Source organism: Candidatus Tumulicola sp. (assembly GCA_036490475.1).
Classification (GTDB): domain Bacteria; phylum Vulcanimicrobiota; class Vulcanimicrobiia; order Vulcanimicrobiales; family Vulcanimicrobiaceae; genus Tumulicola.
In genome coordinates this window covers 422837-434850 of record DASXDT010000005.1, presented here as the reverse complement: position 1 = coordinate 434850, position 12014 = coordinate 422837, and the positions used below count along the sequence as shown (strand labels likewise).

General features: G+C 62.1%; 15 protein-coding genes and 2 tRNA genes. 14 read left to right on the top strand and 3 right to left on the bottom strand.

The features are described from left to right. The first annotated feature begins 1 nt into the window (after window position 1). The 11 genes from crtI to rplA all read left to right on the top strand — a co-directional run bounded on the left by crtI (window position 2) and on the right by rplA (window position 6803). The gene (gene crtI / locus VGF98_05645) at window positions 2-1432 is read left to right on the top strand and encodes a phytoene desaturase family protein (GenBank protein ID HEY1681098.1); all 1431 of its coding nucleotides are present in this window, start codon (window positions 2-4) and stop codon (window positions 1430-1432) included. Beyond that, window positions 1429-2139: a lysophospholipid acyltransferase family protein gene (locus VGF98_05640; GenBank protein HEY1681097.1), complete on the top strand. Its 711-nt coding sequence runs from the start codon at window positions 1429-1431 to the stop codon at window positions 2137-2139. The genes crtI and VGF98_05640 overlap by 4 nt, the downstream gene beginning before the upstream one ends. Continuing rightward, window positions 2136-3212 (top strand): glycosyltransferase family 2 protein, encoded by a 1077-nt coding sequence (locus tag VGF98_05635; GenBank protein ID HEY1681096.1) that lies wholly within the window; start codon window positions 2136-2138, stop codon window positions 3210-3212. The genes VGF98_05640 and VGF98_05635 overlap by 4 nt, the downstream gene beginning before the upstream one ends. Next, complete coding sequence (locus VGF98_05630) at window positions 3209-4129, top strand: MerR family transcriptional regulator (protein HEY1681095.1); 921 nt, start codon at window positions 3209-3211, stop codon at window positions 4127-4129. The genes VGF98_05635 and VGF98_05630 overlap by 4 nt, the downstream gene beginning before the upstream one ends. Next, a tRNA-Arg gene (locus VGF98_05625) sits at window positions 4120-4198 on the top strand. Before VGF98_05630 ends, VGF98_05625 begins: the two co-directional genes overlap by 10 nt. Before the next feature lie 81 nt (window positions 4199-4279). After that, the gene (gene rpmG, locus VGF98_05620) at window positions 4280-4444 is read left to right on the top strand and encodes a 50S ribosomal protein L33 (GenBank protein HEY1681094.1); all 165 of its coding nucleotides are present in this window, start codon (window positions 4280-4282) and stop codon (window positions 4442-4444) included. 14 nt (window positions 4445-4458) lie between these two features. After that, window positions 4459-4534, top strand: a tRNA-Trp gene (locus VGF98_05615). Window positions 4535-4556: 22 nt separating this feature from the next. Continuing rightward, window positions 4557-4775 (top strand): preprotein translocase subunit SecE, encoded by a 219-nt coding sequence (secE, locus tag VGF98_05610; GenBank protein ID HEY1681093.1) that lies wholly within the window; start codon window positions 4557-4559, stop codon window positions 4773-4775. 246 nt (window positions 4776-5021) lie between these two features. Next, complete coding sequence (gene nusG, locus VGF98_05605; GenBank protein HEY1681092.1) at window positions 5022-5573, top strand: transcription termination/antitermination protein NusG; 552 nt, start codon at window positions 5022-5024, stop codon at window positions 5571-5573. 103 nt (window positions 5574-5676) lie between these two features. Continuing rightward, a complete protein-coding gene (rplK, locus tag VGF98_05600; protein ID HEY1681091.1) occupies window positions 5677-6102 on the top strand; it encodes a 50S ribosomal protein L11 in 426 nt (141 codons plus the stop codon). After that, window positions 6102-6803: a 50S ribosomal protein L1 gene (gene rplA, locus VGF98_05595; GenBank protein HEY1681090.1), complete on the top strand. Its 702-nt coding sequence runs from the start codon at window positions 6102-6104 to the stop codon at window positions 6801-6803. Before rplK ends, rplA begins: the two co-directional genes overlap by 1 nt. Before the next feature lie 15 nt (window positions 6804-6818). On the opposite strand, the gene VGF98_05590 is transcribed toward rplA, so the two are convergent. After that, window positions 6819-7529 (bottom strand): carbonic anhydrase, encoded by a 711-nt coding sequence (locus VGF98_05590; protein ID HEY1681089.1) that lies wholly within the window; start codon window positions 7527-7529, stop codon window positions 6819-6821. 250 nt (window positions 7530-7779) lie between these two features. Here VGF98_05590 and rplJ point away from each other — a divergent pair, with 250 nt between their 5' ends. From rplJ to VGF98_05575, 3 genes are all read left to right on the top strand, one after another. Beyond that, window positions 7780-8307 carry a 50S ribosomal protein L10 gene (gene rplJ, locus VGF98_05585; protein HEY1681088.1) on the top strand — a complete coding sequence of 176 codons (528 nt, stop codon included), beginning with the start codon at window positions 7780-7782 and terminating at the stop codon, window positions 8305-8307. A gap of 15 nt (window positions 8308-8322) precedes the next feature. Continuing rightward, on the top strand, window positions 8323-8688 hold the full coding sequence (gene rplL / locus VGF98_05580; GenBank protein HEY1681087.1) for a 50S ribosomal protein L7/L12: 366 nt from the start codon (window positions 8323-8325) through the stop codon (window positions 8686-8688). A 76-nt stretch (window positions 8689-8764) separates the two neighbouring features. Continuing rightward, the gene (locus VGF98_05575) at window positions 8765-9319 is read left to right on the top strand and encodes a hypothetical protein (GenBank protein HEY1681086.1); all 555 of its coding nucleotides are present in this window, start codon (window positions 8765-8767) and stop codon (window positions 9317-9319) included. Here the strand turns inward: VGF98_05575 and VGF98_05570 are convergent. Both VGF98_05570 and VGF98_05565 read right to left on the bottom strand, forming a co-directional pair. Then, window positions 9217-10389 (bottom strand): M48 family metalloprotease, encoded by a 1173-nt coding sequence (locus VGF98_05570; GenBank protein HEY1681085.1) that lies wholly within the window; start codon window positions 10387-10389, stop codon window positions 9217-9219. The genes VGF98_05575 and VGF98_05570 overlap by 103 nt on opposite strands. 88 nt (window positions 10390-10477) lie before the next feature. After that, on the bottom strand, window positions 10478-11839 hold the full coding sequence (locus tag VGF98_05565) for a serine hydrolase domain-containing protein (protein ID HEY1681084.1): 1362 nt from the start codon (window positions 11837-11839) through the stop codon (window positions 10478-10480). Window positions 11840-12014: the final 175 nt, after the last annotated feature.

Sequence of the window (12014 nt, the reverse complement as noted above, 5' to 3'; positions counted from 1 at the left end):
CGTGAAATCCGTGGCGGTCGTCGGTGCCGGTCTGGCCGGTTTGTCTGCCGCGCTCGAACTCACGCGGCGCGGAGCCAAGGTAACCGTCCTCGAGGCGCTGTCGACGGCCGGCGGCCGCGCGCAACGTTTGCAGTATGGGGCGTATCGGTTCGACGCCGGTCCCACGCTCCTGGTTATGACCGACGTGCTGCGCGCGACCTTGGGAGAAGCCGGTTTCAAACGGCTTGGTATGCGCCGTTTAGAACCCGGTTATCGCGTGTTTTGGCCGGATGGCGAGCGGTTCGATCTGTCGTCGGATCTGGCGGAACTCTTAGCGCAGATCGCACGCTTCGAAGGTCCGTTGCACAACGCGCCGGCGCTTCGTTACCTCGCGCGGGTGCACGATTTGTACGTTCGTTCGCGTGCCAATATTCTCGACGTCGATCACACGACCGGTTCGTTCGTCCGCACGCTCCTCGCACCGGGGCGATTTTCGCCGTGGGCGGTCGGAGGGCTTCGTTCGTTCGCGCAGCGATATTTTAGGTCGTCGCACGTCGTGGATGCGTTGACTTTCCAACCGCTCTATCTCGGTACGTCGCCACGTCGGGCACCGGCACTTTACGCGATGCTTGCAGTCGAAGAAGCCGTCGGCGGTGTTTGGTATTGCGAAGGCGGCACGGCAGCCGTGGTCGACGCCTTGGTTGAAGCGTGCACCGCCGCAGGCGTGAGTTTCGAGTTCGACTCCGTGGTCAGCGAAGTGCGCACGGCCGGGCGTAGCGCGCAGGCCGTCGTCTTAAAGAACCGCACGGTCGAGGCCGACGGCGTCGTGGTGACGGCCGATCGTGAAACGGCGATAACATCGTTGTTCGGCACGTCGCGGACGAAACGGGTGAAGTACGGTCATTCCGCGATGTTGTGGTACGTGGCCGTGCGCCGTGCGGTCGCGTTACCTCATCACAGCGTGTTTCTACCGTCCGATCCATGGCGTTCGTATGCGGAGCTGGATGCCGGCGAAATACCCAAAGAGCCGCTCGTCTATGCGTGTAATCCGGCGGTCGACGATACCGGCGTGGCACCCCCGGGTTGCAGTGCGCTAACGTTGCTCGCGCCGGTTCCCAACGCGCTGGCGCTTCCGGAGTTCGATGAAGCCGCGCTCTTTGACGCGGTACTGCCGGCGATCGAACGGCAAGTGGGTGCGCTTAGGGACGATATCGAGTTCGTTCGAACCCGCGGCCCGCGTGAGTTTGCCGGCGAGTTGCGACTGGCGCACGGAGCCGCGTTCGGCCCGGATCACACGCTCGACCAAATGGGGGCGTTTCGCCCGTCGATTCGGCATCCGCGGTTCGATAACGTCGTGTTTGCCGGCAGCGGAACGCATCCGGGATCCGGCGTGCCGATGGTCTTGCTTTCGGGCCGAATGGCCGCTCGCCGGCTGATGGGCGACGCCGCATGATCGAGGCGCGCCCGTTGCGCGGATTCGATATCACATTCGGTCGCTATTTGCAATGGTTATTGCGTCGTTCGTTCCGCGGCGTCTGGGTACGCGAGGACGTCGCCGTTCCCGACGGGGGATTCGTCGCAGTCGCCAATCACGCGTCGTGGTGGGACGGCTTTCTTCCGTACGCAGTGCAACGCGCGATCGCACCCGCCGTTCCGTTCTTCGTGATGATGACCGAAGAACAGTTGCGCAGATATTGGTTCTTTCGATACGGCGGAGCGTTTTCGATCGATGCCGACTCTCCGCGCGACTGCGTTCGCTCGATCGATGTTGCGGCTCGCAGTGCGTCGGGCGGCGGTGGCGTCTGGATTTATCCGCAAGGGTGCTTGGAAAACGGCGACCCAAGGCGATTCCATCCAGGTTATCTGCACGCCGCGCGTGCGGCCGGCAAGCCGGTCGTAGCGTGCGCGGTGCGTTTAGCATTCGTCGAAGCGCAACGTCCCGATGCGTTCGTCGAATTCGCGCCGCCGATCGACGCGTGCGACAGGAATGCCGGATCGACGGTACTAGCGACTGTCCGTGCATCCTTGCAGCGGATCGATGCCGACCTCGCTGCCGGACGCGCGTTGCACGGCCGCCGGTCGCTGTATCCGGCATCGGGTGGTCCCGACGTCGTTAGCGCGCGCTTGGCGGCAATCGCCGGTAACCGCTTCGTCCGATGAAGGTGGTTACGATAACGGCGTGGGTGGGCGCGATCGTCGCGATCGCCGGTTTGGCAGTGGAATGCGTGAACCTGCGCTTTTTCCCACTCTTGCGTGCGGCGCGCGGTCGCGACCGTTCGATCGTGGCGTGCCTCGCCGTTCGCGATGAGGAGCAAACCGTTACAGCGTGCATCGATGGATTGTTGGCGCAGCCCGAAATCGAAGCCGTCGCGGTCTGCGACGACCGGTCGCGAGACGCAACGCAGATCGTTTTAGAACGTCTCGCGGACGCGAATCCGCGCGTGTGGCTCGCGCGTCTGGCGCCGGGGGCGGACGGATCGAAGAGCGCGGCGCTCTCTGCTGCCGCGCAGCGCGCGAACCGCTGCGATATTCCGTTCTTATTGTTCACGGACGCCGACGTAACGTTCGAAGCGGGCGCGGCAGGAGCGCTGCTGGTACGCGCCCGCGAATGTGATGCGGATGCGGTTTCAGCGTGGCCACGAGTGCGAGCGCGCACCGTCGCCGATTCGCTCCTCGCGCCGTTAGTGCCGGAGTTGCTGTTACAGGCGCTTCCGATGTGGCGTTGGCGCGATCCGCGCTGCACCGCAGCCACAGGACAAGCGCTGCTGGTCGACCGGCGTGCGTACGTTGAGTGCGGCGGACACGCCGGGATCGGCACGATCGTCGAGGACGTCGCGCTGGCGCGGCGGTTAGGGATGCGCGGCTATCGCGTTGCCCTGGCTTCGGGCGCCCACGTTCTTGCGGTCGACGGGTACGAGTCGATGCGCGCCGGCTGGGACGGCCTCGGGCGCTCACTCTTCGGTTCCGGTGCCGGCGTTTGCGCGACCTACGCAGCATGGCACGCTCTGCTTACGATTGCGCCGCTTTTCGCCCGCCGCGCCCGGCTTCCGGCGGCCGTCGCATTGACCGCAATCGTCGCCGCCCGCGCGCTGCAGACCGCGCGCATGCGTGAGTCGCCGCTGTCGGTCGCGCTCGCGCCGGTATCGCATGCGGTGGCCACCATCGGGGCGATTCGAGCGCTGGTGCTCGGCCGGCGCGGTGCCTTGCGCTGGCGGGGTCGGCCGGTCACGTGAACTACTCGATCGCAGCTGTCAGCCGCCTGACGCATCTCTCGCCCGACGTGATCCGGGTGTGGGAGCGCCGATACCAGATGGTCGCTCCCGCTCGCGACGCAACCGGTGCTCGAACCTACTCCGAGCAAGACGTTGCACGGCTTGCGCTGGCCGGTGCCGCGACGCGGCTCGGCCATCCGATCCGAACCCTCGCCCGGCTACAGGACGACGAAATCCGCGCCCTCATCGGCGGCCCGAACGAGCGTCAGGAAGGCGCCGGGCGTACCGTCGAGCGGTTGGTCGATGCGGCGCGCGCGGGCGACGCTGCCCGAGCGGTGCAAATTTTGAGGGCGGCAGCGAGTCTCGTGCCGGCCCGCGAGCTCGTTCTTGAGATTTTTGCCCCAGCGCTTCGGCGCATCGGGGAAGAGTGGGCGTGCGGACGGGCCGAGGTGTGGCAAGAACATTTGCTGTCCGATCTCGTCCGGAGCGCGATCGGCTCTTCCGGCACGAGCGGAACCGCCCGGCCGATTCTGTTCGTGACCCCGCCATTCGAACCGCACGGCTTCGGCACCGCGTTGGCCGCAATGCTGGCCGGCGCGCGAGGTATCCGGACGATCGATCTCGGGACCCGCGTTCCGGCCTCCGAGGCGGTTGCGGCCGCGACCGCCACGCGGGCACGCGCGGTCGTGGCAGGCATATCGGGGGCGCTGCCGCGGCCGGCCCTGGCTCGAGCCTATTGCGAGGAGCTTGCGGCGGGGTTGCCGGACGCCGTCGAGGTGTGGATGGGCGGACCTCTCGGGACGCGTGTGGCCACCGAACTGCAAAATCCGCGCGTGACCCCGGTCGAGTCGCTCGAGGCGTTCGACCGGCTGATCGTGGCTCGCTACCAGGCGCGCCGTAGGGTCTCTGAGAAGTCAGCCGCCCTCGTGCGCCCGTAGCTCAAAACTGGATAGAGCAGGGGACTCCTAAGCCCAAGGTTGCCAGTTCGATTCTGGCCGGGCGCACCATTGCGGCGCCGCGCGGCATGTGTTAGCATGGGTGGTCGAACGGACCCCGCGGTCCGTTTTGTTCTGTTTTGAGATGGACGGATGGCGAAAAAAGAAACACGCGTAATGATCGTAATGGCATGCACCGAGTGCAAGCGCCGAAATTACAACACGCAGAAAAACAAGTCCAAGACGACCGACCGGCTCGAGCGCAACAAGTATTGCCGCTGGTGCCGGTGCCACCGCGCGCACCGCGAGACGAAGTAGTCTACGGCGCACGTAGGGCGGTGGCGCAATTGGTAGCGCAGCGGTCTCCAAAATCGCCGGTTGCAGGTTCGAGTCCTGTCCGCCCTGCCAGTTTTTCAGGAGACATGCTCTGGTGAACGATCAAAGAAAAGCAGCCTCACGCATCGCGGGTCAAGACTTCGTACGTGGCGTCATCACCGAGATGCGCCGCGTCACGTGGCCGACTCGCGAAGAGTGGATCTCTGCTACCGTGCTGACGATCGCGCTGGTCGTCGGCGTCGGCTTGTTCACGTTCGCCTTGGACCAACTCTTCGGCGCCCTATTTACCTGGATTCACCCCACGATCGGATAGTAAGCCACAACAACGATGTTTGAAATCGGACACGATCCGTTCGCAGAACCGACGGACGTTCGCTCGGAACAGCCCGTAGACGACGCACAGATGGGCGACCTCGCCGGAGCGTCTGACGATACCGTCGCCGAGGTGACTACAACCGCGGAGACCGTCGAGGCCACGGGCGATGTTGCTGCCGACGCCGCTGACGACGCCGGCGCTAACGCCACCGTCGACGATCCTGAGGCCGCCGAACCCGTCTCGATTTCGCCGCGTGCCAAGGACGACCGCAACTGGTTCGTCGTGCACACGTACTCGGGGTACGAGAACAAGGTCAAAGCCAATCTCGAGCGCCGCATTCACTCGATGAACATGCAAGACAAGATCTTTCGCGTGCTCGTCCCGATGGAAGACGAAGTCGAGTTTAAAGACGGCAAGCGCAAGATCACCCCGAAGAAAGTCTTTCCGGGTTACGTCCTCGTCGAAATGACGATGGACGACCAGTCGTGGTACGTGGTGCGCAACACGCAAGGCGTTACCGGCTTCGTCGGCAGCCCCGGACCGGGCGAAAAGCCCGTGCCGCTGCCGGATAAAGAAGTCAAGACGATTCTCAAGCAGATGGGTATCGAGGCGCCCAAACTCAAGATCGACTTCAAGAAAGGCGATCGCGTCAAGGTCACATCGGGACCGTTCTTCGACTTCACCGGCGTCGTCGACGAGATCACGCCCGAGAAAGAACGCCTGCGCGCGCTCATCTCGATCTTCGGCCGCGAAACACCGGTCGAGCTGGAGTTCTTCCAAGTCGAGAAAGTCTAGCGCCGCACGGGCCGCTACAGATGTGTTCGCGGGAACGACCCCGGCTCGCGGACGTTTTGAGGGGCAGAAGCGCTGAAGGGCGCATCGTTAAGGAGAAACGTACGTGGCAAAACGAGTCGTAGGCAAAATCGGCCTGCAGATTCCCGCCGGCAAAGCGACGCCGGCTCCCCCGATCGGTCCCGCCCTGGGACCGTACTCGCTCAACATCATGGACTTCTGCAAGCAGTACAACGAACGTACCGCATCGCAGGCAGGCATGATCATTCCCGTCGAGATCACGGTGTTCGAAGACCGGACGTTTACGTTCGTTACCAAGACGCCGCCGGCGTCGTTCTTGATCAAGCAGGCGCTGAAGATCGAATCGGGCAGCAAAGAGCCGAACCGCAACAAGGTCGGTAAGCTGACGCAAAAGCAACTCGAAGACATCGCAAACGTAAAGATGCCCGACATCAACGCCAACGATATCGACGCCGCCAAGAACATCATCGCCGGAACGGCCCGTTCGATGGGCGTGGAGGTCGAAGCCTAATGCCGCAACATCACGGAAAACGCTTCAAGAAGCTGACGACCGAGTTCGACCAAAAGGAAGCGTTCACCGCATCCGACGCCGTCGCACTGGTGAAGAAGAACGCCAACGCCAAGTTCAACGAAACCGTCGAGGCGCACATTCGCTTAGGCGTCGACCCGAAGAAGAGCGATCAGAACGTGCGCGGCACGGTCTTGCTGCCGCACGGGACGGGCAAGGTTGTCAACGTGATCGCGTTTGCCAAAGGCGATAGCGCCAAGGCGGCGCAAGAGGCCGGCGCGGACATCGTCGGCGATCAGGATTTAATCGATCGCGTTAAGGGCGGCTTTACCGAGTTCGATATCGCCGTTGCGACGCCGGATATGATGGCGCAAGTAGGGCGCGAGCTCGGCCGTATTCTCGCGCAGAAAATGCCGAACCCAAAAGCCGGTACGGTGACCGCCAACATCGGCGCCGCCATCCGCGACATCAAGGCTGGTAAGGTCGAGTTCCGGTTGGATAAGAGCGGCATCATTCACACGATCGTCGGCAAGGCCAACTTCGACGAAGCGAACTTGCTCGAAAACGTATCGACGCTGCTCGATGCGATCGTGCGCGCCAAGCCGGCGGCTGCCAAAGGAACCTATTTGCGCAGCGTGACGCTGACCAGCACGATGGGACCGGGCGTTCGCGTCGATCCCAACCGCATCAAAGCGACCGCTTAATTTGGAGGTGACGTTTTAGAAGAACGTCACCTTTCCCGAATGCAAGTCGTAGACGCCGCCCGCAATAGCGACCTGCTTTGCTTGGACGGCGTCTGCAATTATCGACGAACGCTGCTTGATCGCCGCCATGTTATCGCGCACGTTGCGCGCGGTCGCATTATGCAGCCAATCCCCCGGTTCTTGGCGCGATTCTTTGGCCGCGGGTTCTATCGCACGCACGATACTCATGATTTGACCCGGCACGGCAGCTCCGTCACGGACGTACTTGATCGTTGCGTCGACCGCGCCGCATGCCGAGTGCCCAAGCACGAGAATTAGGGGCGTTTTCAACACCGCCACGCCATACTCGAGCGAACCGAGCCCCCCTTCCGTAAGATAGTTGCCGGCGATCCGGACGCTAAAAATATGGCCAGGGACGACGTCGAAAACCGTGTCGCCCGGCACGCGCGAATCGGAGCAGCCGAGAATTGCAGCGAACGGGGCTTGCCCTTCGGTTAACTCGACGCGCCGCGCGGTGAGCGATTCCGTGTGGCCCGTTCCCTCGTAAAACCGTTTGTTGCCGGCGCGCAGTAGTGCTAGCGCTTCTTGCGGTGTATCGGCAGCCGACGGCGGCGGCCCGCCCGCGCCTTTCGCCGGGCTAGCCACGCTGATTGCGGCCAATCCTAAACCGGCTCCGGTGAGCCCTAAAAATTGTTCGCGGCGAAGGTTGCGACATGAGGTCGACATGGTTCGTCCTTTCGTCAATACGTCTTGCGGCATCACGCGACGTATGTTACAGTACCGAGGGCTCCAAAGACCGTAGGTGGCGCGAGCGCCTTAATCGTCCGGCCGTACGCTTGCTCTGTGCTAGTAGACGACCGAACACCTGCCGAGGACGCACGACCGCGCACCACACCCAAAATTCGGGTGGTGCTTCCGTTGGCGCCCTCCGATTGGAGGAGCGCTTTTTTGTTTCTTCGGTCCAGAAAGACGGCTCATGCCAACCGCACGTAAAGAAACTTCAGTACAAGAGCTGCGCGAGCGCCTCGCCGGCTCTCCGAATTTGTTCTTGACGGATTATCAAGGCCTCACGGTCGAGGATATCACGAGACTGCGCGGCGAGCTGCGCAAGGACGGCAACTCGTACGCCGTCGTCAAGAACACGCTGTTCCGCATCGCGGGCGCCGACGTTGCAAAAGAACTCGACGCGTACCTCTCTGGCCCAACCGGTATCGTATTTGCCGGATCCGATCCGGTTGCGCCCGCCAAAGCGCTGCGCACCTTTTCCGAAGCCACGAAAAAGCTCTCGGTTAAGGCTGCGTGGATCGACGGACGGATCGCTAGTGCGGCCGAGGTCGACATACTGTCCAAACTTCCGCCTCGCGTCGAGCTACTGGCTCGCCTCGTCGGCTCCATCGCCTCGCCGATCCGCGGTCTCTTGACCGTCCTCAGCGGCAATCAAAGCGGCCTCGTCCGCGCGCTCAATGCAATCCGCGAGCAAAAAGCCGCGGCATCCAACGCTTAAGGAGACCCTGCAGTCATGGCATTAGCCGAACTGATCGATCAAATCGATAAACTGACCGTCCTCGAACTCGCCGACCTCGTCAAGCAGCTCGAAGAGAAGTACGGCGTATCCGCCGCTGCCCCGGCTGCCGCCGCTCCGGCCGCAGCCGCCGCTGCACCGGCCGCCGAACAGACCGAGTTCGACGTGATCCTCGCCGAAGCCGGACCGGAAAAAATCAAAGTGATTAAGGCCGTTCGCGAACTGACCAGCCTCGGACTTACCGAAGCCAAGGCGTTCGTCGAAAGTGCGCCCAAGGCAGTCAAGGAAGGCATCGCCAAAGACGAAGCCGAGACGATCAAGAAGAAACTCGAAGAGGCCGGCGCGAAAGTCCAGATCAAGTAGTTCTCGCTTCCGCGTCACGATAGAAACGGGAGCGATCGCTCCCGTTTTTTATTGTTTGAAAGGAGCGCTCCGCTCGATGCAATCCGACTATACGCCGTCGCCGTGGATGCAGCTGATTCCGTTCGTCATTGTGGTTGCGCTCCTGGCGGTGCGTTCGATCCGTCCGCAACGAATCAGCGTCACCCGCATGTGGATGCAGCCGCTAATTCTCGTCTTCGTCGCGGTTCTCGTCATCTACAGTTCGGAGCAAATGCAGCCGACGCCGGCTTGGGAAGTCGCGGTCGGAATGATCGTCGGCGCGATCGTGGGGGTCCCGTTCGGGATTCTTCGCGGAATTCACACGGACGTTCGGCCGACGGATCGACCCGGCGTCATGTATTTGGGATCGTCGTGGATCACGATCGCCATATTCCTCGTCGCGTTCGGACTGCGGAGCGCGGTTCGTTTGCTGATGCCGCATCATAGTTCTCTGACGGGCGCGGTCGGCGACGGAGCCCTCGCGTTCGCTATCTCGTTTATCGTCGTGAGTTATATCATGATTGCGCGAAAATATCGAGAAGAAGTCGCCGGCAAGTTGGCATCGCCGCCGGCGCCACCGGAAGTTCCCGGCGAGGGCGTCGCCGGAGGCTGAGTCGGTACCGGCGCGCCGTACTGCTGCGGCGGAGCGCCGTACTGTTGCGGCGGCGCGCCGTACTGCTGCGGTTGTTGCGGCGGACCGCCGTATTGTTGCGGCGGAGCGCCGTACTGTTGCGGCTGTCCATTTTGTTGCGGCGGCGGGGCGTTATATTGCTGCGGGTATTGCGCGTTTGGCGCTGCCGATTGTCCGATTTGCGGTCGACTCGGCGCGTGGGCGTAACCCTGCACCGGCGTAATTCGGCCGCCGGTCGCGTGCGACATTTCGGCTGTCGATTCGTTTGGATCGAAGTGGCCGAACGTCGCGGGGTCGCTCTTAAATAGGTTTTCTAGATCGGCGACACGGTGGCCGTCGGTAGGATGGTCGGAAAACATTTCCATGCTCGACATCCCGCCCGAAGGTTGCTTCGGCATCGATTCCATGCGTTGGAACAACCACACCATGCCGTATGGGTTGAAGCCGGCCTGCGCACACGTGTAGGCGCCCATATGGTCGGCGTTCGATTCGGCTTGGCGGGAGTAACTCTTGGATTGAGCGCCGGCACCTAAACCGACGGCACCCGTTGCCGCCGCTCCCAGGATGCCGAAGGGCGCGAAGATGTTTGCGAAATTCGACAGCGACTGCAACCGCTGATCTTTCTGCTGTTCGTTCACGACATCGTGGTGGATATCGTGTGACACCTCGTGGCATAGGACCGCGGCGAGTTCGTCTTGGTTCTGCGCGAAACGCATCAACGAAGTAGTTACGTAGACGTTTCCGCCCGGCGCCGCCATTGCGTTCGGCGAGTTCTCGTTAACGAGAACGAAATGAAAGGGCGTAAAGTACTGCGGATCCGCGACGGCGGCGACGCGCTGTGCGACCTGCTGCAGCTCCGGATAATACTCCGACGATTGAACGACCTCGCCGCGTTGCGACAACTGCGTCCATTCTTGCTGCCCGATCTGCATTTCCATCTGATCTTGCTGCTGGTTCTGCTGCGAATCGGCGGCCGCCGGAAGGCTGCCGGCTAAAGCGAAAACAGCGACGCACAATGCGCCGCGCAAGCTACGTGGTAGTGCCCGCGTCATGAAGGTATTGTAGGCACAAATGGGCCTGAAGCGCATTGGCCCGACAGGGATAAAAGGCTAAAGTTTCGTGAAAAACCCGTCCGCAGGGTTAGGGTCCCGGCCGGCGGCGCAACGTCATGCCGGCGGTTTGCAGCGAGATCGCGTGGCCGGCGGCGTCACGAACGAATACGAGCGATGCGCCGTTAAGGGTGAAAAAGCGTAACGGTCCCTCGGCATAGAGCTTCGTCGGTATCTTATCGAGGGAGCTGCGCAAGAAAAGCGCGGACGCGCCTGCATTCCGCTCGATCGTTACTTGCATACTAACGTCGAACCCGCTCGCTTTCGCTACGTAGCTTCCGGTCACGGACCGCATTTGCGCTTGCTTCAACGAAAGAGCCGTCTTAGGCTCGGGCTGCAGAACCGGCCAGCGATACACTCTGGCGACTGAATGAACGATCTCGTTGGCAAGCAGAATGCCGTTATCCGAGTTTGTCATGACGACAACTCCCCGGCCGCCCGTGGTGAGGCCGATGAACGTACCCTGAAAACCCTCGTTCGCCCCGTCATGCCAGAAGAAGCCCGATCCTACGGCCGGACCTAACGCAAATATTTGTGATGCTTTGGTCGTCATCTCGCGAGCGACGGTTGCGTCGATGGGTGGTTTACCTCGACCGCGCAACGCATCTTGAATTGCGATGACGAAGCTGGCAAGATCGGTCGGCGTCGTCCACAACCCGGCGGCCGCCATCGTCGGGTACACGTGCCAGCCTCGATGCACCGCCTTGCCGTCGGAGTAGTAACCGTTGGCTGCGTTTGCTTGCGACGCTGTTGGCAGCGGCTGGTCGAACGTGCTGGCCCGCATATTGAGGGGCGCGAGAACCGTTTGCTGCATGAACGTCGCAAATGGCTCGCCGCTGAGATCGATTGCTACCTGCTGAGCGATCGTCGTTCCGCCGCCGGAATATTCGGTTTTGGAGCCTGGAACGCTGGTGACCCGAATCGCTTCACTAGTTGCCGGCGAACTGCCATCGAGTACCTGTAAAAGCGTGGGTAGGGTTGCGTCACGATCGTAGCCCTGGAAACCGTGAACGTTAACGCCGGCGTTGTGACTTAGCAGCCGGCGCATCGTAACCGTGCCCGAAACGTTCGGCACCATGGGAACGTGCCAGGAACGAAGCAGCGTGTTAACGTCGGCGTCGAGAGACAGATGCTTGACTTCGAAGAGCCGCAGAATACCGGCGGCCGCCACTGCTTTGCTCATGGACGCAGCTTGAAACAGTGTATTTTCGGTCACCGGCGCTTTTCCGGACACGTCGCGAAAGCCGGCGGCGCTCGTCCACGAAATCCTATAGTCGTCGATGACTGCGATGCTTACGCCGGAAACGCGATCGGCACGCATCTCGCCGGCCAGCGGTTGCGAAATCCGCGGAGTTCCGGCGATGTAATACTGGCCCTCGAGATTTCCAAGCACGTTCGCTCTACTGCTTAGCGAAGGTGCATGGGTGTTCGAGGTGGCGGAGTGGCGGCGATACAAAGCGCGGCCAAGACGATACCTATCGGGCGCAAAAGCACACGGTACTTACGGACGGCAAGCAACGTTGAGGACGCTCTGCGCGCCCTCAACGCTAACGTTCACGTACGCGAGG